General features: G+C 46.2%; 27 protein-coding genes and 1 tRNA gene. 10 read left to right on the forward strand and 18 right to left on the reverse strand.

From position 1 onward, the window contains the following. Positions 1-21: 21 nt before the first annotated feature. A complete protein-coding gene (locus AC1DLI_RS15295) occupies positions 22-1,215 on the reverse strand; it encodes an MFS transporter (protein WP_477603940.1) in 1,194 nt (397 codons plus the stop codon). A 176-nt stretch (positions 1,216-1,391) separates the two neighbouring features. On the opposite strand from AC1DLI_RS15295, the gene AC1DLI_RS15300 reads away from it, so the two are divergent. Together AC1DLI_RS15300 and AC1DLI_RS15305 are read left to right on the forward strand one after the other, a co-directional pair. Beyond that, on the forward strand, positions 1,392-2,861 hold the full coding sequence (locus AC1DLI_RS15300) for an aminotransferase class I/II-fold pyridoxal phosphate-dependent enzyme (RefSeq protein WP_477603942.1): 1,470 nt from the start codon (positions 1,392-1,394) through the stop codon (positions 2,859-2,861). Positions 2,862-2,990: 129 nt separating this feature from the next. Further along, positions 2,991-3,407 carry a DUF1885 family protein gene (locus AC1DLI_RS15305; RefSeq protein WP_477603944.1) on the forward strand — a complete coding sequence of 139 codons (417 nt, stop codon included), beginning with the start codon at positions 2,991-2,993 and terminating at the stop codon, positions 3,405-3,407. A 94-nt stretch (positions 3,408-3,501) separates the two neighbouring features. Here AC1DLI_RS15305 and AC1DLI_RS15310 read toward each other — a convergent pair whose 3' ends face one another. From AC1DLI_RS15310 to AC1DLI_RS15320, 3 genes are all read right to left on the reverse strand, one after another. Then, a complete protein-coding gene (locus AC1DLI_RS15310; protein WP_308994702.1) occupies positions 3,502-3,810 on the reverse strand; it encodes a DUF1292 domain-containing protein in 309 nt (102 codons plus the stop codon). 117 nt (positions 3,811-3,927) lie between these two features. Continuing rightward, entirely contained in the window at positions 3,928-4,491 is a 564-nt protein-coding gene (locus AC1DLI_RS15315) for a stalk domain-containing protein (protein ID WP_477603946.1), read from the reverse strand. A gap of 167 nt (positions 4,492-4,658) precedes the next feature. Further along, positions 4,659-4,862 carry a hypothetical protein gene (locus tag AC1DLI_RS15320; protein ID WP_308994704.1) on the reverse strand — a complete coding sequence of 68 codons (204 nt, stop codon included), beginning with the start codon at positions 4,860-4,862 and terminating at the stop codon, positions 4,659-4,661. A 129-nt stretch (positions 4,863-4,991) separates the two neighbouring features. Between AC1DLI_RS15320 and AC1DLI_RS15325 the strand changes: the two genes are divergently transcribed. Next, on the forward strand, positions 4,992-5,720 hold the full coding sequence (locus tag AC1DLI_RS15325) for an MBL fold metallo-hydrolase (RefSeq protein ID WP_477603948.1): 729 nt from the start codon (positions 4,992-4,994) through the stop codon (positions 5,718-5,720). Between the two features lie 91 nt (positions 5,721-5,811). Here the strand turns inward: AC1DLI_RS15325 and AC1DLI_RS15330 are convergent, their stop codons facing one another. Next, positions 5,812-6,063, reverse strand: a complete 252-nt coding sequence (locus tag AC1DLI_RS15330; RefSeq protein ID WP_477603950.1) for a DUF3892 domain-containing protein — start codon at positions 6,061-6,063, stop codon at positions 5,812-5,814. Positions 6,064-6,198: 135 nt separating this feature from the next. After that, the gene (locus AC1DLI_RS15335; protein ID WP_477603952.1) at positions 6,199-6,369 is read right to left on the reverse strand and encodes a hypothetical protein; all 171 of its coding nucleotides are present in this window, start codon (positions 6,367-6,369) and stop codon (positions 6,199-6,201) included. A 157-nt stretch (positions 6,370-6,526) separates the two neighbouring features. On the opposite strand from AC1DLI_RS15335, the gene AC1DLI_RS15340 reads away from it, so the two are divergent. The 5 genes from AC1DLI_RS15340 (at position 6,527) to AC1DLI_RS15360 (ending at position 8,625) form a co-directional block, all read left to right on the forward strand. Then, a complete protein-coding gene (locus AC1DLI_RS15340; RefSeq protein WP_477603954.1) occupies positions 6,527-6,715 on the forward strand; it encodes a DUF2524 domain-containing protein in 189 nt (62 codons plus the stop codon). Positions 6,716-6,839: 124 nt separating this feature from the next. After that, a complete protein-coding gene (locus AC1DLI_RS15345; protein ID WP_477603956.1) occupies positions 6,840-7,013 on the forward strand; it encodes a YjfB family protein in 174 nt (57 codons plus the stop codon). Positions 7,014-7,253: 240 nt separating this feature from the next. Continuing rightward, positions 7,254-7,412, forward strand: a complete 159-nt coding sequence (locus tag AC1DLI_RS15350) for an aspartyl-phosphate phosphatase Spo0E family protein (protein ID WP_477603958.1) — start codon at positions 7,254-7,256, stop codon at positions 7,410-7,412. Positions 7,413-7,538: 126 nt separating this feature from the next. Then, a tRNA-Val gene (locus AC1DLI_RS15355) sits at positions 7,539-7,611 on the forward strand. 783 nt (positions 7,612-8,394) lie between these two features. Beyond that, positions 8,395-8,625 carry a helix-turn-helix transcriptional regulator gene (locus AC1DLI_RS15360; protein WP_477603960.1) on the forward strand — a complete coding sequence of 77 codons (231 nt, stop codon included), beginning with the start codon at positions 8,395-8,397 and terminating at the stop codon, positions 8,623-8,625. Positions 8,626-8,710: 85 nt separating this feature from the next. Here the strand turns inward: AC1DLI_RS15360 and AC1DLI_RS15365 are convergent, their stop codons facing one another. From AC1DLI_RS15365 to AC1DLI_RS15395, 7 genes are all read right to left on the reverse strand, one after another. Beyond that, positions 8,711-8,845 (reverse strand): hypothetical protein, encoded by a 135-nt coding sequence (locus tag AC1DLI_RS15365; protein ID WP_477603962.1) that lies wholly within the window; start codon positions 8,843-8,845, stop codon positions 8,711-8,713. A gap of 220 nt (positions 8,846-9,065) precedes the next feature. Next, a complete protein-coding gene (locus AC1DLI_RS15370; RefSeq protein ID WP_477603964.1) occupies positions 9,066-9,440 on the reverse strand; it encodes a DNA methyltransferase in 375 nt (124 codons plus the stop codon). Further along, entirely contained in the window at positions 9,437-9,616 is a 180-nt protein-coding gene (locus AC1DLI_RS15375; protein WP_477603966.1) for a hypothetical protein, read from the reverse strand. Before AC1DLI_RS15375 ends, AC1DLI_RS15370 begins: the two co-directional genes overlap by 4 nt. 9 nt (positions 9,617-9,625) lie before the next feature. Further along, positions 9,626-10,168, reverse strand: coding sequence for a site-specific integrase (locus AC1DLI_RS15380; protein WP_477603968.1), 543 nt, complete (start codon positions 10,166-10,168; stop codon positions 9,626-9,628). A gap of 675 nt (positions 10,169-10,843) precedes the next feature. Beyond that, positions 10,844-11,392, reverse strand: coding sequence for a hypothetical protein (locus tag AC1DLI_RS15385; protein WP_477603970.1), 549 nt, complete (start codon positions 11,390-11,392; stop codon positions 10,844-10,846). Continuing rightward, positions 11,361-11,789 carry a LexA family protein gene (locus tag AC1DLI_RS15390; protein ID WP_477603972.1) on the reverse strand — a complete coding sequence of 143 codons (429 nt, stop codon included), beginning with the start codon at positions 11,787-11,789 and terminating at the stop codon, positions 11,361-11,363. Before AC1DLI_RS15390 ends, AC1DLI_RS15385 begins: the two co-directional genes overlap by 32 nt. Positions 11,790-11,956: 167 nt before the next feature. Further along, positions 11,957-12,082 (reverse strand): hypothetical protein, encoded by a 126-nt coding sequence (locus AC1DLI_RS15395; protein ID WP_477605091.1) that lies wholly within the window; start codon positions 12,080-12,082, stop codon positions 11,957-11,959. Positions 12,083-12,260: 178 nt separating this feature from the next. Here AC1DLI_RS15395 and AC1DLI_RS15400 point away from each other — a divergent pair, with 178 nt between their 5' ends. Together AC1DLI_RS15400 and AC1DLI_RS15405 are read left to right on the forward strand one after the other, a co-directional pair. After that, a complete protein-coding gene (locus AC1DLI_RS15400; protein ID WP_477603974.1) occupies positions 12,261-12,929 on the forward strand; it encodes a DUF2238 domain-containing protein in 669 nt (222 codons plus the stop codon). Between the two features lie 171 nt (positions 12,930-13,100). Continuing rightward, the gene (locus tag AC1DLI_RS15405; RefSeq protein WP_477603976.1) at positions 13,101-14,054 is read left to right on the forward strand and encodes an S-layer homology domain-containing protein; all 954 of its coding nucleotides are present in this window, start codon (positions 13,101-13,103) and stop codon (positions 14,052-14,054) included. Positions 14,055-14,132: 78 nt separating this feature from the next. Here AC1DLI_RS15405 and AC1DLI_RS15410 read toward each other — a convergent pair whose 3' ends face one another. From AC1DLI_RS15410 to AC1DLI_RS15430, 5 genes are all read right to left on the reverse strand, one after another. Then, complete coding sequence (locus AC1DLI_RS15410) at positions 14,133-14,828, reverse strand: uracil-DNA glycosylase (protein ID WP_477603978.1); 696 nt, start codon at positions 14,826-14,828, stop codon at positions 14,133-14,135. Positions 14,829-14,966: 138 nt separating this feature from the next. Then, a complete protein-coding gene (locus tag AC1DLI_RS15415; RefSeq protein ID WP_477603980.1) occupies positions 14,967-15,983 on the reverse strand; it encodes a LacI family DNA-binding transcriptional regulator in 1,017 nt (338 codons plus the stop codon). Positions 15,984-16,078: 95 nt separating this feature from the next. Next, complete coding sequence (locus AC1DLI_RS15420; RefSeq protein WP_477603982.1) at positions 16,079-18,343, reverse strand: glycoside hydrolase family 88/105 protein; 2,265 nt, start codon at positions 18,341-18,343, stop codon at positions 16,079-16,081. Then, positions 18,340-20,124, reverse strand: a complete 1,785-nt coding sequence (locus AC1DLI_RS15425; protein ID WP_477603984.1) for a prenyltransferase/squalene oxidase repeat-containing protein — start codon at positions 20,122-20,124, stop codon at positions 18,340-18,342. The genes AC1DLI_RS15420 and AC1DLI_RS15425 overlap by 4 nt, the downstream gene beginning before the upstream one ends. 46 nt (positions 20,125-20,170) lie before the next feature. Further along, on the reverse strand, positions 20,171-21,043 hold the full coding sequence (locus tag AC1DLI_RS15430) for a carbohydrate ABC transporter permease (protein WP_477603986.1): 873 nt from the start codon (positions 21,041-21,043) through the stop codon (positions 20,171-20,173). Between the last annotated feature and the right edge of the window lie 43 nt (positions 21,044-21,086).

The following is a 21,086-nucleotide window of genomic DNA, read 5'->3' on the forward strand; positions in this document are numbered from 1 at the left end:
GAGTAACCGGCTTTTTTCTATTTATTTTGCTGACTGTAAATTCACTTCATCAATGCTTGTCCTGTCGAGCTGACGGAAGCGAAGCAGCAGAAGCAGTGCGGCCAGGCACAAAATGCCTCCCAGTAAATATGGCAATCCCATCTCAATCGTGAAGAAGAACGAACCAAGCAATGGTCCAGCGATACGGCCCAAGCTGTCCATCGAAGAGCTGAGTCCAGACGCTACGCCCTGACCTACCGTTGTCTTCTGCGAAATGAGCGAGGTCACGCACGGCCTGATCAAAGAGTTACCGATGCCGAACACCGCGAGAGAAAGCGTTGCCCACAAAAGCGAATGAGCGCCAAGCAGCAGGAAAAATCCGATGGCTGAGATAACAAGCCCGATTGCAATGTATTTCGGCTCCTCGCCTTTCTTGATGTGCCGGCGTACGACTCCGCCCTGCACGAGCGCACCAACAAAGCCGCATACAAAAAACAAGATGCCAACCTGCAGCGGAGTCACGTCAAATCTACGCATGCCGAAAAATTGCAAGGTCGCTTCCATGCCGGCAAGCGTAAATGTCACGAAAAACGCCAGCACGTACAAATACTTTAGTGGACCGGTAAAAGCAGCCCACCTTGAAACCCGTTTCTCCGAAGATGCTCGCCGCTGCTCAGGAGCAAGCGATTCCTTCAGCTTCCATGCCGCCAGCACAAACGTGATTAACGCAAGCGCCGATGCTGTGTAAAATGGCGTTTCCAACGAGAATACGCTCAAAAGTCCGCCTACGCCGGGCCCAATCGTAAAGCCGAGACCGATCGACATCCCGACAAGCCCCATCCCCTTCGTTCTCGACTCCGGCGGCGTGATATCCGCTACGTATGCGACGATCACGGAAGCGACTGCGCCAGAAAACAATCCTCCGAGCACCCGCGACAGGTACATGAGCGTCAAATTCTCTGAAGAAAGGCCAAACAGCAGGAAACTTACCGCAAAGCCAAGGACGCCTATTAAGATAATCGGCCTTCTGCCGATCCGATCGGATAAGCTTCCCCAAAATGGCGATAGGAAAAACGAGACTGCGGAATAAATAGCCAGCATTCGGCCTGTATGTATTTCCGCTTTATTCGGATCAGCGGCTTGAATAATTTCCGGCATAACCGGAATGATAATGCCGAACCCAATAAAAGTTGTCATTAATATTGCCATTACAATAAGCATACGTTTATCTTTCATGCTGCAACCCCTCCACCAACCTATGTTACCATATCCATTAATCAATCATGTATGAACAATTGAAGAACAAATCGACAAACCTTGCCCTTATCTTAAAATTGAAGCTTGCATTCCCCCCTGTATTTGCTATACTCAACTTTGTTTGTAACCTCTAATGAAAGGCAGGGATGAAAGCAATGGATCATACCAAAACCCCGCTATTCACAGCGCTTCGCCGTCATGCGGAGCAGGATCCCGTACAGTTTCATATTCCTGGACACAAAAAAGGATTGGGCAGCGACTCGGAATTTCGCGAATTTATCGGCGATAACGCGTTGTCGATCGATTTAATCAATATAGCACCGCTTGATGACTTACATCAGCCGACTGGCGTTATTGAGGAAGCGCAGAAGCTGGCAGCTGACGCATTCGGATCGGACTACACTTATTTCTCCGTACAAGGAACTAGCGGAGCGATCATGACCATGATTTTAACCGTGTGCGCGCCTGGCGACAAAATCATCGTTCCTCGCAATGTACACAAATCGATCATGGCTGCTATTATTTTCGCAGGCGCAAGGCCAGTATTCATTTCACCTGCAAGGGATAACAATCTTGGGATCGATCATGGCATTACGACACGTTCTGTCCGCAAAGCACTTGAGAGACATCCGGATGCAAAAGCCGTTCTCGTCATCAACCCGACCTATTTCGGAATATGTGCGAATTTGAAAGAGATCGTCGATCTCGTACATAGCTTCGACATTCCAGTCCTTGTAGACGAAGCGCATGGCGTGCTCATTCATTTCCATGAGAAGCTGCCTATGTCTGCCATGCAAGCAGGCGCGGATATGGCTGCAACGAGCGTTCATAAGCTCGGTGGTTCCATGACGCAAAGCTCGGTGCTGAATGTCCGTAAGGGCAGAGTCAACCCGCACCGCATTCAAACCGTGATCAGTATGCTGACCACCACTTCTACTTCTTACATTTTGCTAGGATCACTTGATACGTCGAGACGCAATCTTGCTCTGAATGGACATGTAATCGCCGAGCGTGCGATTGAGCTTGCCCAGTACACTCGCAAGCAGATCAATGAGATTCCAGGGCTGTATTGCTTCGGAGAAGAAATTCTCGGTGATGAGGCTACCTATGATTACGATCCGACAAAAGTGTCCATCCATGTCCGTCATCTCGGGATTACCGGATATGAAACGGAAAACTGGCTTCGCGATAACTATAATGTAGAAATTGAAATGAGCGATATGTATAACATTCTTTGCTTAGTTACGCCTGGAGATACCTCTGATTCCGTGTCAAAATTGTTAATCTCGCTTCGCGGACTTTCAGAGAGGTTCCATGAAGGTGCAGAGGCGCGTGAATTAGTCGTCAAAATTCCGGATATTCCCCAGCTTTCCCTGACACCGCGCGACGCATTCTACGGTCAAACGGAAGTGCTTCCGTTCAAAGAATCTGCCGGACGGATCATAGCCGAGTTTATTTATGTCTATCCTCCGGGAATTCCTATTTTATTGCCGGGCGAGGTCATTACGCAAAAGAATATCGACTATATCGTCGATCATGTCCAAGTCGGCCTGCCGGTTAAAGGCCCGGAGGATCGCAGCATTGAATTCGTAAAAGTCATCGTTGAAGAAACAGCGATTTCATAAGCAAGAAAATGAACCGGCTTTAAAGCATCTGCTTGCTTCTAAGTCGGTTTTTTTCATACATTTTTGCAGAATGCCACTTATTGTAAACCCATATCGAGCATGCTATGATGTTGGCAGAGGTGAGATGCGATGAGTCAAAGCGCTTACATAAAATTCGTGCAAGGATCATCCGTGAAGAAGCTGTCACTAGAGGAAATTAAGAGCCAGCTCTTGCATTACCGGGAGCAAACCGCTCTGACCGGCTCGCAGCTGGATTGGAATTACGYGGAAGCCGCTTTCCCTTACACAGTCGAATCCAAGCAGGATGAGCGGTGGTTTTACTTAAAAGGGATCAACCCGCTTTATAAGCATATCATTTTTGGACCAAGCGAAGCCGAAAGCGCCGCTGGAGGCACTGTACCCTGTGTACAGGTCGTTCTTCCGGACGAGGCAACTCACGGCGATAAAGCAAAGGCGAATGAGCTGTGTAAATTTATAGCCAGCCGCCTGAAAGCCGAGCTTACCATGTTCAATGGCCGAACCCTCTATTTTAATCCGCGAAAATAATACAGAGCTCCAGGATATAGGCAACAAAAAAACGATCCGCAAGCGAAACTCGCAGATCGTTTTTGTTTGGCTGATCGATGGTGACGAATGAGAATTACTTCTCTTCGCTCTCCGAACGGGCAATTTCTTCGTAAATCGCTGTAACGCGATCCCATTCCGCATCGTCTTCAATACCGACTAGGAAGGACTCATCGTTTTCTTCTTCAATACGGAAAATGACGCCGTCCGCTTCCGGATCGTTACGGTCCAGCAATACAGCATACACATTGTTTTCGGATTCAAACGTATAAACCATGACCATTTCGCGTTCCTGGCCCTCGTCGTCAGTCACGATAAAGACATGCTCTTCATGCTCGTGGTCTTCACCACAGCCGCAATCATCGCCATGCTGATGCTCGCTCATGTTATTACCCCATTTCAATAATGTTTACAGACTATCGTATAGTAACATGACAGTCTATCAACGGTCAAACAAAGACGCCCCTTTTCATAAAAGGAGCGCCTTCTCGAATTCATGCAATCAAAGTGAAGAAATTAGTTTCTCCGAAACAGCGGTCCACTCGTCGTAGCCCTTGAGCTTCAGAAAGAAGCGAATCGGATATTTCCCGCTTGATTCGAATTTATATTCAATATCATCCGTTGCATACCAGAAATTGTCTTTGGACGTATTCACGCTTTCTGTTTGAATCACTTTCTCTCTCCCGTTCGGGTCGAAGATCGATACCTTAACAGCCACAATATCTGTTTTTAAATTATCGATCTGAGCAAACACTTTAAACTTGGCTTGATAACCTCTTGCCACATTTCCAAATACCGCGTTATTTTGGAATAGGAACATATGGACATTTGGCTTATACACAATCGCACGTTTACTTTGATTGTCCCATTCAACGATGGCTTGCATTGATGTAGCCAGTTGACGAAGCGGCAAATAGGTTTTGCCTTCGGTCACTAACCCGCCGTCATCCTGCTCCGCCCCGTTAATAAAGACGCGTACCCTCTGCGTTGCAGAATCTGCAAACAGCATCGTTCCGCCCCAAAGAGACAGCAACAGCAGCAGAATAGCAACTTTTCTGAATTTCATAGTTGTATGCCCTCCATCCGATAGCCTGGATGTATGGTTATACTCGGATACTCATGCAAAGTTGCGTTTTTCCGAAACTATTTTGCTTATAGTACTATTGCACCATCGCTGTCAAACGGTGTTGAAACCTGCGCTTGCCTGGGAAATAGAAGTGCGAAATAAACCCATTACCCATACGTTCTCGTTAATACGCAAGGGACACCTTTCCCGACTGTTCCAGGTGTTCTCATTCTAGCCAAATAGCTGATTCCTCTTGCGCATGGCGTTTTGCATACCGCACAGGTATCTGAGAGTACAAGCTTATAATTATAGTACTTGCGATCACTTGCCGGCTTCTTTTTCTTGACTACTTTACCTTTTCCTTTGCTCATCCCTAGTTCGCCTCCACTGTACGTAACGCTTTAGCATTATATGTAGAGAAGGGCGAATGTGCATCAGTAATTGGCAGAGATACTTAAAATTTGGTACATTAAATAGGTGTAATGACGAGGGGGTTTGTTATGAACATAAAAATGATTGGAACGGGCAGCGCTTTTGCCAAAAAATATGATAATAACAACGGACTCATTGAAATCAATGGCTTTCGACTGCTTGTCGATTGCGGAATAACCTTGCCTAAAGCTCTGCATCAGCAAAGGATCTCTTTTCAAGATCTTGATGCGGTTCTAATCAGTCATATTCACGGGGATCATGTTGGYGGATTGGAAGAGTATGCTTTCCAAATGATGTTTAAATATAATCGGAAGCCTATCCTCTATATCGCGGAAACACTCGTTGAACCGCTTTGGGAGCAGACGCTACGCGGAGGACTAACGCAAGAACCGTTAGAGAGGCTGGATGACTTTTTTGATGTCCGTCCGCTTGAGCCGAATAAAGACATCGAGCTTCACGAAGGGTTGAAGGTTAAGCTGCTGCAAACCAAACATATCGTGAATAAACCTAGCTATTCTTTTTTGTTTAACCAAAGCTTCTTCTACACGGCTGATATGCGGTTCGATCCTGTGCTTCTTCAGCAGCTGGTTGATGAAGGCGTCATGACGATCTACCATGATTGTCAGCTTGAAGCGCCAGGCGTCGTCCATGCTTCCCTAGAAGAGCTGTTAAGCCTTCCTGAAGAGATACAAAGGAAAACATGGCTTATGCATTATGGCGACGCGATAGAGCAGTATAAAGGCCATACGGGAGCCATGCGAATAGTCGAACAGCATAAGACCTATGAAATCAAATAACCGCAAGAAAGGCGCCGCATGACTTGCATGCAGGCGCCTTTCTTTAATTGTAAATAAATTCTAATTTATTTTACCCCATTAATTAATCATTCTAAAAGGTAGGCAGCTGATCCAAATTGTTTGTCGGATCCCCGTCAGCGTCGCCGCGGATATAAAACTCGCCATCTCTGCCCTTAAAGGTGTTCACACCTGCAATATGCCCTGCTTGTACTTCTTGAAGTGCCGTAACATAATCAAGCACCCGGCCGCTGTTCGTTTTAAAAGCTGTAAGATCGCCGTCTCCATCCTTTTGCACAGCAACGATTTGCTCCCTCGTATCTTGTCCACTGTTCATGTCGCTCATGATTACTAGCCCCTCTCAGAATAGAAGATTGTACAGCCAACTTTTATCCTGCCCTTCTCGGCACCCTTTTTATGCATTAAAGCAAACAAAAAAATCCGACGAGCCCGCATCTATCGCGATCGCCGGATTTTCGTATTATTTTCTTTTAATTGCGTCAGCCGGAAGTCTCCTTCTCCATACGAACTGCTCATCATGCGATAAGGTATCCCGAATAGCGAATTTAGCCACAGAACCGATAACAATACCGATAATTCCAAACATCCCTAATAGCCAAATAGCTAAGTAGGCATACTGTGCAGCCAACACGAACCGCCTCCTGCGCGCTTTCTATAAAGGTATGCAGGAAAGTTTTCCTTTAGTATACGTTTCCAACATGCATACTCATTTGTAAAAAGCTCATACTAATCGACAGACATTGGATAACAATGCTAGCGTGAAACCATACATTAAGGGAGGCACAACCATGCTTGAAAATGTAGAGAGCAATTACAATTGTTCAAATGCTTCGACTGATTTACCCAACTTGCTTCAGGAACTGCAACAGCTGGAGCAAAACGCACACAGCGATCAAAGCGAGGAACAACTGCAGCAATTAAATCGAATCCGAAACCAAATTCATTTTATTCGCAATAAATGCGATATTCCGCAATGAGCCATAATTAAAGGCGGTCGTTTTGCGGAAATATATGAGCACAATTATTATGTGAAGACATATAAATGCTTATATATTAAATAAACCCCTCCCACTTGCCGATATATTAAGTAGGAGGTGAATGATGGATATAGCAGCAGCTTCCATGACGATGAGTCAGAACCGTTTAGCTCTAGCAGCCAGCATCCGTGTCATGTCTTTGAGCAAAGACATAGCTATGCAGCAAGGAAAAGACCTCGTTCAAATGTTGAAAAATGCTCAGCCGAATTTAGGCAATAACCTTGATATTCACGTATAAATTTTCCCCCGCGGGCAGGTATGCCTTAGGGGGTTCTTCCTCAACGCTTGTGATCCCAACTTTGCCGTTTTAAGCTTGAATTGTTTCATAATACAATTATAGGTGTAGATAATCGAATACGAAGGCTTCAAAGTTATGCATTGTTCAGAAAACTAACAAAAACCTAATTGCTTTTTGGAAAAATTCTAACAACCTTCGTTTATCCTTAATTTATACAAATGATAAGTTGGAGGGATTATGATGGAAAATAATTTTTACCAGCAGAAAATTGAAGAAATGAGAGCGGAAATGGTACGATTATTTGAAGCTTGTAATAACTTCACCGATCATGCTGTTATCAAAATCAGTCAGGAGCTTGACCATCTCCTTAACGAATATTCAGGCAGTCTGGCCAAATAGTCGAGGATAATAAGCAGCACTGCAATTAATCCTTATCTCGGCCCTCTCGACCATCATGCTAACTTTCAATAAAAAAGTGTTGACTTCGCATCTTCACCCTGCTATATTATTAATTGTCGCTAATATGATCTGGTAGCTCAGCTGGGAGAGCACTATCTTGACAGGGTAGGGGTCACAGGTTCGAACCCTGTTCAGATCATAATTTTCAGAACCCGCAATCCTTTGTACCATAAGGGATTGCGGGTTTTTCCTTTTCCTGTTTAACCTGTGTTTCCACAGTCCATTTTATAATTGGTGCGATTCACTTTGAAGAATTCAAAGAATAACTTTGTTGTTGCTATAGAACATCTCACCGAAAGCATCAGCTGTATCCTGCTGCATATGTGGTGAAATATGCGCGTATCTATCAAGCGTTTTCACGCTGGACCCTCCCATGCGTTCAGCAATCCTTTTGTTGTTTTCACGCATCTCCAACAGCATTACGACATGAGTGTGGTGTGTCTAAGATCATGAAACCTTATTTTTTCTAACGGTTCTTCATTGGGCTGTAATTTTTTATTAATATTATTAACTATGCGACTAAATGACCTAATAATGTTTCTGGGAGATACCGGGGTTCCGCTTTGGGTGCGAATTAATAAATTGTGATTTTCATAAATCTCCCCGGCTTTAAGCTTCTCCATTTTGTTACGTCTAATAACTTTCACTAGTTGTTTTAAAGTTACCTTGTCTATTCCGATTGATCGACGGCTTGACTTAGTTTTAGTCTTGAAATGCAATTTATTACCCTTGTGATTAAGAGTTCTAATAATGCCAAGTGAATTTGTTAATAAATTTAATTCGTTTTCATCATAACTATCTGATTAACGCGCTCTCTTTTATAGAGAGCTTTTTTTGTGCTTCAATATTCAAATGGTGTTCATTTTCAACTTAATTTAACCGATATTTATAGTTCAACATCTAAATGAAGGAGCATTAATCCATGAGCACAAAAATCGGTCTATTAATCAAGGATGCGAGAATCAAACATGGCTTAAGTCAACGTCAGCTGGCAAAGCTGATCGGGATTAGCCAATCGTACATTGGGAAAATCGAGATTGGTGAGAAAAACCCAGGATTATCAGTAATGCACAAACTAGAAGAGTTGTTTAATATTGATAACGGAGAGCTTTTTGCAGCGGCAAATTTTAGCTCTTATAATAATTTAGATTAATCCGGAGTGTTAGGAATGACCATTTTGAGGTTATTCTCGACATAGTCATTCATTTCGGGTTACATGCCGAAATGATATTCAATATTCAGTTCTGTACCGCCAACCATAAACGTCCTCCATCCATAACGCGAGTTATATTGACGCTTAGCTCCGGTTGATTCTCGAATAATTCACTCAATTCAGCTTCCATTTCTTCGTAAGTGTGAAATTCGTATTCCATGCCGTTATCCTCCCGATGTATTTCAGTATTCAAACAACAATCGTGAAGATCATGCTATAATCTCAAAAAGGGGTGATATCATTGGGTTTCTTAATCGTTGTCGTTATTTTTGCAGTGTTATTTGGTCTTTTCAAAAAGAAGAAGTGATTCAATATTCAACCAATGTTCAAACAATCAATTGCGTCAGAACGCTTTTAAGGCGATCATTGGCTATGGCGATTTACCGTTGCTCCTTCTCTATCTCAACGAAGTCCCTGTTGCATCCGGCTGCTGCCACAGCAGTTGTTCCGCTGCCGATGCAGTTGTCCAGAATCACATCCCCCTCGTTCGTGTACGTCCGAATGAGATATTCGAAGAGTGCTACAGGCTTCTGCGTCGGGTGGTACCGTTCTTTATCCCTCGGATAGTACAGAACGTCCACTGGATAACGGTCCGTTTGCCCTCCGCCTTCGGTACCGATGGACGTCTTCCCGTAGTTGCTGCCATCGCTTGAATGCTTTTTGTAGCGATTGACCGATTTATGACCGCTGGTCTTTTGCGGGTTGTACTTTGGTAGGCTTTTGTAGAAGACAAGCACGTTTTCATGGACCTTCAACGGCGATCTTTAATCAAGCGATTGTACTCTGACCAAAGCCTGTCCAGCGGAATAACGCTATCCCAAGAATTTTCTGTGGTACCGTATGGCAAATCACAAAGTATCATGTCGAACGATTTGGCAGACAGGCTCGGCATGATTTCTAAACAATCGCCGCAAAAAATCTGATCAATCACGCTGTCACCTCACAAGTGGAAGCCACCAACGGCCTCGTCAATAATGTCCTGGTTAATGCCGATATACCGCATAGTGATCGATGAAGCACTATGGTTGAAAATCTCCTGCAGAAGCGCCACGTCCTTGTACCGCTTGTAAAAATGATATCCGAAGGTCTTGCGCAGAGTATGAGTCCCGATCTCGATAAGCCCGACTTCGGCTGCCGCATAGTTGAGAATGCGGTATGCCTGCACACGACCAATGTTTTGTTTAGTCCGGTATGACTTGAACAGCGGATCACTGTCTTTCATACCTTTGGTGTACTGGTTGATGATCTCTTGCAGTTCTGCATTGATCGGAAACCTCTTTCGCTTTTGCGTCTTTCCTTCGACGATGCGGATGTGCGATTTATTTCGAACGTCCCGAACGTGGAGTTTAAGTAGGTCGCCGATCCGCAGGCCGACATTGATACCCATCACCAGCAGAAACCAATCTCGATCCGATCGCTTCCGCAGTGCCATCTTCATCCGTACTATCTTTTCCACGCTTCTAATCGGCTGTACTACTTCCAAGTCAATCCCCTCCTGTCATGCACACCGTTTATTCACTGAATTACTTAACGTCTGTCGCTTTTAATAAATAAACCGATAGTTTACGATATTACCTAGAGTATGGTAACGTTATGATCGTCATTATAGCCTACTACTAACGAAGGTTTGTCATGAAGGTTAAAGTCGAACACATGGGGCATAAGGCGGCGAGGTAAATATCACATCAGGCAACTGCTCGCCGAATGCTTGCCATACATCCCAAGGCTCCGCTTCGTGCCAATCATCATGCGGTTCGCTTCCGAAGAGCACTACTATTCAAATGTATATAGCAAGCGTTTCATTAGCTGATGTACTTTACAGTAATGGAGCTCTGACAGTAACGAAAATAGGATAATTGTAACTCCGAAACTCAAATCTTAATATCCATTTGTTTGCCGCCGCTAACTACAATGTGACTAAGACAGAGCACCTGTTTGAAGTACCGCATAGTACAAAGTTCCATGGAGGTGTGACTGGTCATTCAGTGGAAGARCCATTGCATACGATAACTTATCGCATAGGATCGGAACGACCTGCGGGAGCAGCACATGCAATGGGGATGGTCACAGCTTTCCTCGCCCAGTATCGAGCACCACTTTCAGAAACGCATGTTCGATTTTTAGACAGCAGTTATCCATTCACCGAGCAATGGCGCGGTTATTCCGCCTTTTCCATAATCCCGCGAACTACCTCAAGCTGGTGACGTTCGTTTTCTAGTTGACGATCATAGTTCCGCATCAGATGCGGGTTTAATGCTATCCTTGCTATGATGTATGCATCCACCACGTTATGGCTTTTGTGGGTATATCCGAACTGTTCTTTTACCGCAGCGCCGATAGCATCTTTCTTTTGCTTTTCCGTCTGCCCTTTTTCAACTTTGACTCCAACATATTTTTTCGTCCACATGGCATTTGATATGTCGAAATCAAGTTTTCGACGATAAATGATTGACCGCAATCCACCGTGTATCATCCCAGTAGTTACAGCATTCATTGTTCCAAAAGGAGTGTCCTCAATAACTATCAGATCTACATCTTGCAATAGCTTGTACAATTGATTCTCCAAGTCCACAAGCTGCTCCATGCTGATTCCACYTTTTTCAACCTTGCCAGCTCCCTTTAGTTCTAGTTCGACAAGGACCGCACCGCTCTCATCCAGTTCAACGAATCCCGTCTTAGTCGCTGGGTCGATTCCGATGAATCTCATCGGCAGCCGCCTCCCTCTTACCCGTTATTTGTAAACTCCTAGGTCTGCCGTACGCTGCATTGCGTTTGATATAACCTTTCTTCTCCAGCCGTTCCAATTGACCGTGAACGGTCGAGCTGGATGCAAGACCTACTCCCTCGCCAATTTCGCGCACTGAAGGCGGGTATCCGTTTTTACTGATGAAAGCAATAATGAAATCAAATGTATCGGATTGACGCTTGTTCAGTGGTTTTAGCCCTATTGCCAGCTGCTGTTGATCAGTCTGCAGCATAACAATCAGATTCCGCTGCACCTGCAACCCACGCTGCATGAGTGATATGTTCATGACGGTTCCAGTACCAAGGCACTCAGCGACTTGCTGCAACACTTCATCGTCGGTCATAGTGTCGTAAATCATTTCTCTTATCACTCCTATTAACAATCCCTAAATTGAGATAAATGGCCGGCAGCAGGAACACTTCAGCGATCATCTCGCCGTTCGAATCTCTGTAGATTTCGCTAGGTGCATCTTGATAGTGAGGGTCGAGATTAGCGAGCAGTTGGAATCTCCTTTTCCGCGCTGCTTTACTCATACCATTTCCTCGTGATCATCGACCGGGCGATCTCTTTAAGTGTCCGCGAGATCTCCGATACTTCCTGCTGCCTGTTCTCACCAGCCCGCCCGTTACCCCGGATAAGCTGTATGGTCACAGGTTCGAACCCTGTTCAGATCATCAAATAAAAAGCCTGCAAATCCTTATAACATAAGGTTTGCAGGCTTTTTTCTTATTATTTAACATCGAAAAATAATTCCCTTTTGCATTCAACCTGTATTTACTCTCCTAACATCGGGTACCATACAGTCATTAATGTAAGGAGTGGAATTCCCATGACTTCTAAACGACTAGAATGGACGAGTACAAGCATTCCTTTTGCTCACAATAAACCTTTGCAGCTAATGATCATCATTTTTATCCTATTTTTTGGACTTTTGGCTTTTTCGCCCACTGATCGATTTATATGGATAACTTATAACTCAACCCTTATCGCGGCTATCCTTATCCTTGTCTTCACTTACAAGTGGTTTCGTTTTTCAAACCTGTCCTATCTTCTGATGCTCGTTTTCTTTTGTCTCCATACTTATGCGGCACATTATACATATGAAGGCACACCTATGGACCAATGGCTAAAAATATCGTTACATACAAAAAGAAGCTATTATGATCAAGTCGTTCATTTCGCCTTCGGACTCCTCATTGCTTTTCCGTTCCGTGAATTTTTAATATTCAAAGTTAAGCCGCGCGGAATTTGGTCATATGTTCTGCCAGTTGTCTTTGTAATCGGCTTTAGCGCGCTATTCGAGATCCTTGAAATGTTAGCCGCCTTAGTAGCCGGCCCTGGTGGCGAAGCCACCTTTGTTGGAATGCAAGGTGATATCTTTGATACGCAAAAAGATATGGCATTAGGATTCCTTGGCGGAGTCATTTCGATGGGTATTCTCGCATGGATAATCAGGAAAAGGGATAAAACAAATGCTGCTTCAGATGCCCTCCGGTAACACTTAGAAAACAAGCAGGAATATTTACGAATTAACATTTTAAAAGATACTATTCAACATGAGAATCCTTGATTTTAAGGGTTCTTTTTATTATCTTTATAAGGATTGCAACAATATGTCTTTCTTCAACGTCAAATAAGTGCTGCAGCAAATAATAAAAGAGGTGACCCTATGAAAAAAAGATCCCTACTAATCGTAACACTGGTTGCGATGATGCTCTTCACTCTCGGACAAACCGTCTGGGCGTTCAAGGACGTTAAAAATGATGCAAATGAGAAACAAATCGAGGAGCTTCAGAAGCTGGGCATACTGAGCGGTGATAAGCATGATAAGTTCAATCCGAAAGGCAAGCTTACTTATGCGCAAGGCGTTTCGATGATCGTTAAAGGCTTAGAGCTTAATATTGATCACATCCGCTTCATTAAAGCGCCAGAAGCAAGCGATTACTTTACAAATCTAAAAGATGATGCCTGGTACTCCGATGCCTTTATCATCGCAAATCTAAACGGCTTAGAAATTCCAAAAACGGTAAAAGCTAATGATATCATGACACGTGAGCAATTCGCTCATCATTTGTTCAAAGCGATGCTGACCAAAGGCGATTATGCCTTTATCGAAATTTTCATGCAGCTCGAAGACGAGGCTGACGTAAACAAAGATTATATGGACAGCATCCAGAAGCTGATCATCAGCAAAATTGTTACACTGGATAAATCAAACAAGTTTTATCCGAAGAAAGCCATTACACGCAGCGAGTCTGCCGGCTGGCTCTATGGGGCCATTCAATTCGTAAAGGAGACGACACCTATTCCTGAATTGCCTGAACAACCTGTTCTAGATCCAAAGCTTTCTGTAACCGCAGTAAACGCTGAAATTAATAAAGTAACCGTCACGGCTCAAGTGCCACACCCTGGTTATGGCATTCGTATAGCCTCTATCGGATTTGAAGGCGATAAAGCTGTTATTTATCTTGAAACAGTATTGCCTGATCCGGATAAAATGTATCCGCAAGTCATTACTGATGTATCGGTATCCACTTACGTCGATGCAAAACTAAAACCTGTGCTACCGGAATCAGCGGGTTCGAGCCAATCGTCCACGGGTTCTGCGATTATCGCGGAGTAAGCGTAAACGGTTGTAGTCCCCAAATAAGGCTTCTCTAATTGTCTGAGCTGAAGCTCAGACAGCGGAGAAGCCTTTTTTTCATTTACATTCAAGCTCAGAGAGCATCGGAATCGTCCAATCAATGGGCTCACACCCTATCTTCTCTAGAAACGCATTCGCCCGCGAGAAAGGCCTGCTCCCAAAAAATCCTCTGCGTGCCGCAAACGGACTCGGATGCGGCGAGGTGATAATTAGATGCTTGTCCGTATCAATGGCACCGGCTTTCGCCTCTGCATGCTTTCCCCAGAGCATAAATACAACGGGTCTCTCCCGCTCGTTCAGCATCGCAATAACCGAATCGGTAAATCGCTCCCAACCGAGTCCCTGATGAGAATTAGGATTGCCCTCCTCCACCGTCAGCACCGTATTTAACAGCAGCACGCCTTGCCCCGCCCACGACTCCAGACTGCCATGATCAGGTATTTGTGCGCCTATATCCGTTTCTAACTCCTTATATATGTTCTTCAGAGAAGGCGGCACCTTCACGCCTGGCTGTACGGAGAAGCTAAGCCCATGCGCCTGCTTTGGTCCGTGGTATGGATCCTGCCCCAGGATAACCACTTTCGTTTGTTTATAAGATGTATAATTAAGTGCATTAAGAATGTTTTGTTGTTCAGGAAACACCGTCTTGATCTTGTATAAAGTATCTAACTTTGCCAGCAGCTCCACCATATATGATGCTTGAAGCTCGTCCTTTAACTTCTGGGACCAATCATTGTTCAGCCGTATCGTCATTTTTCCGCATCCTTCCAAGACTGTGTAAAATAAAAATCTCCTCCGCAAGGCCTGATCGCTCAGTTCCATGCAAAGGAGCTTTGAATATGATAGGACTTTTATATGCTATTTCTAATTTTAGCATGACCTGCGTGTTAACTACAATATACCGCTAGTACTTACCTCGGCTGTGGAATCTCTTACGATCAGCTCCGTGCGAAGAGCAATCCGCTGTTTGACCGTGTTCGAATCCGCAAACTGTTGGATAAGTAGATCAACCGCTGCCTCTCCTAACTGATCCATAGGCTGAGCAATCGAAGTTAACGGAGGGTTCGTAACCGTCGCCAATAGGGTATTATCGAAGCTTACGATCGATAAATCAAAAGGCACGCGCAAGCCACATTCCTTCGCGGCCTGCAGTGCACCGACAGCTATCAAATCATTGCAGCAAAATAGCGCGGTTGGCCGGTCCATTCGGCTAAGCAGCTCCGACGTCCGAGCTATCCCATCCTCCAGTCCGTTTTTGCAAGCCAAGATGCTTTTGTCAGGCAGCGAAATCCCGGCTTCCCCAAGCGATTGTCTAAAGCCGCGAACCCTTTCACGGCTGCTGCTTATCTGCAGGCTCTCAGCGAGCACCGCCAATTTCGTATGTCCTAGACTTAGCAGATGGCAAGCAGCCTGTTTCCCGCCGGCGTAATCATCCGCTACAACCGTATGCACGGGAAACGAGTTTACCTCACGCCCGATAACGACAACGGGGATAATCGTGCTGATATCTTGTAAAATGTCATTATTTTCGAGACCTGTACCGATGATGATGCCGTCCACACGTTTTTGCTTTAAAACAGAAATATATCGTTCGACACGGTCATCCTTATTATCCGTGCTGCAAATAATGACGCTGTAGCCAAATCGATGGCCGCGATCCTCGACAGCACGAGCAACCTCGGCAAAAAAAGGATTGGCAATATCCGGAATAAGCAGACCTAACGTGAAGGTCTGCTTGCTGGTTAGAGCCGAAGCGATCGCACTGGGCTGATATTGCAGCCTCTGCATAATCGCAAAAATTTGATTGCGCCGCTCCGTGCTTATTTTCCCTTTAGCGTTAATAACCTTCGACACGGTTGCGATAGAAACGCCCGCTTCTCTAGCTACGTCGTAAATGGTCGCTTTCATTTCGATTCCTCGCTCGCCTTTTCGCTCATACTCTATTATGCTCAAAGAGATGGAAGATTGGCAATCATTTCTTAATCAGCCATTCATGATCGGGGTTAAGGTTGTTCTATTGGTTGCGCCTTTACCTTGGCAGGCCCCGCTGCTTTCAAGCGCATGATCTCCACGCCGGCAAGCAGCATAATGCCGATACCATGGTTGTCATTAAGCACCGTTCGCAAATCATGCATGTAATAATCGGGAGAGAAGGAATAACGAGAGCCGCTGCATACGCCATGTACATTGCCTTGCTTGTCAATTGCGCAGCTCGTCAGCCCTTGCCATGCCCGCAGCGCGATTTCGGTGTATGCCATCTGATCTTTTAACCAGCCAAAGCGAACACCGCGTGCAAACGCATAAGCAAACATCGCCGTACAGGATGCTTCCTCATAAGCATCTGCCTGATTAAGCACCTGACGCCACATGCCTGAATCACCCTGCAGAGCTGCAACCCCAGCACACATTTCCTCAAAAAATGCTTCCAGCGCTGGTCGATTGCTGTGTTCAGGAGGCAGCTTTTCCAGCAGCTCCGATAAGGAAAACAAGCACCAACCGTTTCCGCGCCCCCAAGGCACAAGCGTAGCTTTTCCGTATTTAAAATCGAACACATGCGACATGAGGCCTTCGTCTGCCATAAATAAATAGCTTTTGAATAAAAGAAATTGTTTCGCAGCCTCATCAAGCGATTTCGGCTCACCTGTTGCCAAAGCATAACGGATCAAGAACGGCCCGCTCATATACAAATCATCGGCCCACATCGTATCTGCCGAGTATTCACCCGGACACTGCCGATAGAACGCTCCATCCTCCTTCCTTTCCAGCTGCTCGAGCATGAAATCCGCAATTCGGTCTGCGATTCGTAAAAAAGTATGATCACGCGCTGTCGCATATGCCTCCAGCATGGCCGAACCGAAGGAGCCGCAATTATCGAGCATTCGTATCAAAACGAGCTGATGATTAATAGACGGGAACCCGTATTCCTCTTTATCCCACAAGGAATAGTCATACATGTCCGTGCAGCTGCGGATATGGCTCAGCGTGTAATCGATCAAATCCCTGCGTTCCAGCTCGCTTGCCGTCTTTAGGAGCCCATACATCGTTACGCCGAGCGGATAATCCCAGCGGCCAAAGTTCGTCGCGCTTCCGGTTGTCCATTTATTGCTCAGCATCGCATTCTCGTAATAGGGACGGACACGCGTCTGTGGAGCATCCACGCACCAATACGAGTAACCGCTGAATTCTCCATTTTGATTAACGACCGGGAAAAGTGCTGCAGTCGAGCATACTAACGCAGAATCTACAGCGTCAGCAGGATCGAGAGGTCCAGCAAACAGCCACTTTCCGCTGTAACCGTGAATATGCGCCGGCGCTTCAAAGCCCAAACGGTTTCCTTCGTATTTGGCACTAAGCTCAAAGCCCCAGCCTGCTGATCCGCTGATGGAACGCACTAACAATTCGTTGTACCCGGCAGAAGCGTTTACTTCTATCCTAAAATCCCCAGCCTTCATCAGAGCTGCGGCTAATTGTCCACCAAGCCAAATGCTCGTTGGACCATATGCGGTCCCTTCCAGCACAATGACGGCATCTCTGCCCGGCACATTCAGCTTTGTCCAGCCAAACGCGGCTGCCGGTACAGCGGGATTTCCGAATAAACGCTCGCAAATCGGCCGTTCAGCTTCCTCCGATGTCCATTCTGTGCGCGGAAGCCAACTTAAGCCGCTGGCTTCCTCCGATTCCCCAAATGAAAAGAAACCGTTCTCTTCCATTATTCGAGATTCGTCTGCGGGCTCTGAATAGACCCAGCCTGCGCTGCCTGCTCTTCCGGAGAAAGGAGCCAGTACCTGCATAATGCGTACCTTTGCTTCATCCGCGCCAAAACGGCAGCCGAAACCAGCTACTGTTTTACGCGCTTCGATTAACACTTGATTCCAGCCTTTGCGGAACAACAGGGGGATTACTGCCTGCGCACCTGGCTTCAGCTCATCGACGACGTTCGAGCGGTATACCTGCACTTCATTCACCATAAGCTTAATTGGGCCAAATGGCTCTATTATGCCGTCGATCGATCTCTCGTCATCGCTCCAGACAAGCCCGTATAGATAGGCGTACTGGCCATGCCTCGCATCCGGCAGCCTTTCAAATAGGTTCATTTCAAATAAACCATTTTCGCTTTGCAAAATACCTGATTTGGCGAAGGCACGCAGCGCAAAAGGTATGGGCGGATTAGCGCCGACATACCTTCCGGCAAGCACCTCCAAGATGCGCTTGTCATCGTCTCCGAACCAATAGCGGCTGCTTTCGCGCGGTTCAAAATATCCGCTCATTTCATCAGCTCCTCTTGATCAGTCAAAGATTTCGCTGTCTCCGCATCCGTCTTAGTGGGCGAGAGCTTGATATCAAACGTTTTATTATAGGGTGTCATCAGATTGACAACGAGCGATTGGCAGCCGACCGGTATCGCTGTATTCCGCAGCGTTTTCACTAAATGCTCATGCGCCCCGCCATCAACCTCTATCCAATCCTCTCCTGCTGCATAACGAACGCTTCCATGCTTCCAGAAATAAGCATCCTCTATAGGAGTTAGCCCTTCGCCCGAAAATGATCCTTCGCTGCCAAATACGAAAACGACCTGCGTCATCATGCTGTCAGGCTCCGGGCAACGAAGCTGAAGCTGCCAGCCATGCTCGGTTTTCCTTAGCTCTGCCTCGACATGATGGTATTGCAAATGCGTCGTCTCTCTTAGATGATGGGGAAGCAAGTACCATGGGCTAACCGCCGATCCTGCCGACAGGGGTAAATTTTCCTCCGCTACGGGACCGTAATACCCCTTGCTTTCGACAGCCGTCAGCTTATAGCCCTTCTCCAGCACTTCTAATTCGTTCATCTTTACAAACCCAGGCTCAAAGGAAGTGCCGATTTGCACCGCCAGCAACCTCGCATCGCCATGCCGAAGCGCAAACATCGAGCTCGCCTCAGCCATTACGGTTAAGCTTGTTTTCCCGTCTCTTTCACGGGCAACCGGCGCGCCAAAATCAGGATGCAATCTGCTGTGGTAAATTTTACCGCCGTGCCCCGCTCCATCCATTTCACTTAAAAAACGTTTCCGCGGAAAGTTACGGTTAAGCACCATTCGGTATTTCGTTGGCAGCTCGGCCGGATGAATGGTATGCTCTCGCAGCTCGGGCCGTAATAAATAACTGAGCATGGCATTGTTAGGCAGCCAGCCTGGATGTTTAAGCGATTGGCCCGCAAGCTCGGCGATCGCTTCAAATATAGGATCGTGATCCCTTTGTGCCATTAACCTGCTGACTAGAAAGTAGCTTTCCATCGTATAGCTGAGGCCAAAATCCTGCCTTCCCGAATAATCCGTGACGACCTCTCCGTTAGGATGAACCATGTATGCCATCATCTTCAGATTTCGGCGGACCGGCTCGAGCAGTTCCGGTTTATCCAAAAGCTCAGCCGCATGGAACAACATAACATCGCTGACCGCATTGTAAATCCCGTTGCTCCGCTCGGTCCATTCCCCATCCTCCGTGCAGTCCAGCCCCTCAGCCAGCCACGCATGTGCTCTTTCCTTAAGCTCAGCGCGGCCCGTCAGTTTGTACATATACCCCAGCGCTGCAGTCAGCACCCAGCGATGATTCGGCGTATGGCAGCCGCCTGTCAATAATGCGGGAATCGTCTGCTCTAGAAAGAGCCAAATATTCGCTGTCGATTTCCGAAGCGGCTCCCATTGCTCCGCCTGCAGCAGCTCATAAACCTGTGCCAGCCCAACGACTACAAAAGCGGTATCCGGCGGTGAATGCATATTGGTCCATCCGGGGGATATCGTGCCGTCGGCATGCTGGAAGCGCAGCATATATTGCGTGCCAAGCTCTAGTTGGCTGGCCAGCTCCTCGTCATGATGGAGCATCGAGTCCTTGTTGATCAAAGCTGCGACCCAGAGCGCCATTACCATCGGCGAGCCGCCATGGCTGGGCCACGCGATTCCGTTCTCCGCGTCGGCTACTCCCCCGTAATATCGGCTGCCTTGAGCCAGCACCTGCCGGCTGGCGCCCTCTTTTGCCCAAAAATCGTTTAATTCAACAAGCTTTTCGTACATGCTCCTCCGTCCTTTCCCCACGTTCATATCGTACGGCTAGTTGCCGCTATCCTTTTACAGCCCCAAGCATAACACCGCTTACGAAGTAACGCTGAAGCCAAGGGTAAACGATCAAAATCGGCACGGTTGCGAAAATAACGCTGGCTGCCTTCAAGCTTTCAGGCACGACCGTCGCCATTTGCGCGCCTTCCATCTGCATTAGCTCGCTGATCATATTGTTTTGAATGAGCTGGTACAGCTTAAGCTGCAGCGGATAAAGCTCCGGACTGTTGATATACATCAGCGTGTCCGTAAAACCGTTCCAGCGGCCTACCGCATAGAACAAACTAAGCGTCGTAATAACCGGAAGCGACAAAGGAAGAATAATGCTGACCAGCGTCCGGAAATGGCTGCTGCCGTCAATCTCGGCCGATTCTTCAAGACTCTCGGGAATATTGTTGAAAAACGAGATTAATATAATCAAATAAAACGGATTGATTAGCCCGGGAAGCACCAGCGCCCACATCGAATCCAGCATATGCAAATTACGAATTAAAATATATTCAGGGATAATGCCTCCGCTGAAGAACATGGTAATGACGACGATAAACATAAAGCCTTTACGGCCCTTCAGCTTCTTTTTAGAAAGCGGATAGCCCATAGCAATCGTCATCACCATGCACAATACGGTGAAAACGCCTGTCAGCAGCACCGTGAAGCCAAGTGAACGAATCATCGCAGGGTCAAAAAACACTTTATAATACGCCTCAAAATTCAGCTCTACAGGAAACAAGCTCACTTGCCCCGAAAGAATTGGCTTAACCGAGCTTAGTGAGATAGCCAATATATGAAGAAATGGAGCCAGACAAATCAACGTGCAAACGGATAAAACAATAAAATTAATCGTATCAAATACACGGTTAGCGGTCTGTTCTCTCATCACGTCCGCTCCTTTCAAATAGTCGCTAGCAAGAAAAGGAGAT

The sequence above is a fragment of the Paenibacillus sp. 01T443 genome, from assembly GCF_056398325.1.

Bases quoted from the DNA above. Each gene is read 5' to 3' on its own strand.
- AC1DLI_RS15425 (WP_477603984.1), bottom strand. From the start codon at position 20,124: ATGTACGAAAAGCTTGTTGAATTAAACGATTTTTGGGCAAAAGAGGGC.
- AC1DLI_RS15315 (WP_477603946.1), bottom strand. From the start codon at position 4,491: ATGAAATTCAGAAAAGTTGCTATTCTGCTGCTGTTGCTGTCTCTTTGG.
- AC1DLI_RS15420 (WP_477603982.1), bottom strand. From the start codon at position 18,343: ATGAGCGGATATTTTGAACCGCGCGAAAGCAGCCGCTATTGGTTCGGA.
- AC1DLI_RS15300 (WP_477603942.1), top strand. From the start codon at position 1,392: ATGGATCATACCAAAACCCCGCTATTCACAGCGCTTCGCCGTCATGCG.
- AC1DLI_RS15410 (WP_477603978.1), bottom strand. From the start codon at position 14,828: ATGACGATACGGCTGAACAATGATTGGTCCCAGAAGTTAAAGGACGAG.
- AC1DLI_RS15310 (WP_308994702.1), bottom strand. From the start codon at position 3,810: ATGAGCGAGCATCAGCATGGCGATGATTGCGGCTGTGGTGAAGACCAC.
- AC1DLI_RS15365 (WP_477603962.1), bottom strand. From the start codon at position 8,845: ATGGAATACGAATTTCACACTTACGAAGAAATGGAAGCTGAATTGAGT.
- AC1DLI_RS15415 (WP_477603980.1), bottom strand. From the start codon at position 15,983: ATGAAAGCGACCATTTACGACGTAGCTAGAGAAGCGGGCGTTTCTATC.
- AC1DLI_RS15360 (WP_477603960.1), top strand. From the start codon at position 8,395: ATGAGCACAAAAATCGGTCTATTAATCAAGGATGCGAGAATCAAACAT.
- AC1DLI_RS15350 (WP_477603958.1), top strand. From the start codon at position 7,254: ATGGAAAATAATTTTTACCAGCAGAAAATTGAAGAAATGAGAGCGGAA.
- AC1DLI_RS15430 (WP_477603986.1), bottom strand. From the start codon at position 21,043: ATGAGAGAACAGACCGCTAACCGTGTATTTGATACGATTAATTTTATT.
- AC1DLI_RS15340 (WP_477603954.1), top strand. From the start codon at position 6,527: ATGCTTGAAAATGTAGAGAGCAATTACAATTGTTCAAATGCTTCGACT.
- AC1DLI_RS15295 (WP_477603940.1), bottom strand. From the start codon at position 1,215: ATGAAAGATAAACGTATGCTTATTGTAATGGCAATATTAATGACAACT.
- AC1DLI_RS15330 (WP_477603950.1), bottom strand. From the start codon at position 6,063: ATGAGCGACATGAACAGTGGACAAGATACGAGGGAGCAAATCGTTGCT.
- AC1DLI_RS15405 (WP_477603976.1), top strand. From the start codon at position 13,101: ATGAAAAAAAGATCCCTACTAATCGTAACACTGGTTGCGATGATGCTC.
- AC1DLI_RS15390 (WP_477603972.1), bottom strand. From the start codon at position 11,789: ATGATTTACGACACTATGACCGACGATGAAGTGTTGCAGCAAGTCGCT.
- AC1DLI_RS15345 (WP_477603956.1), top strand. From the start codon at position 6,840: ATGGATATAGCAGCAGCTTCCATGACGATGAGTCAGAACCGTTTAGCT.
- AC1DLI_RS15400 (WP_477603974.1), top strand. From the start codon at position 12,261: ATGACTTCTAAACGACTAGAATGGACGAGTACAAGCATTCCTTTTGCT.
- AC1DLI_RS15320 (WP_308994704.1), bottom strand. From the start codon at position 4,862: ATGAGCAAAGGAAAAGGTAAAGTAGTCAAGAAAAAGAAGCCGGCAAGT.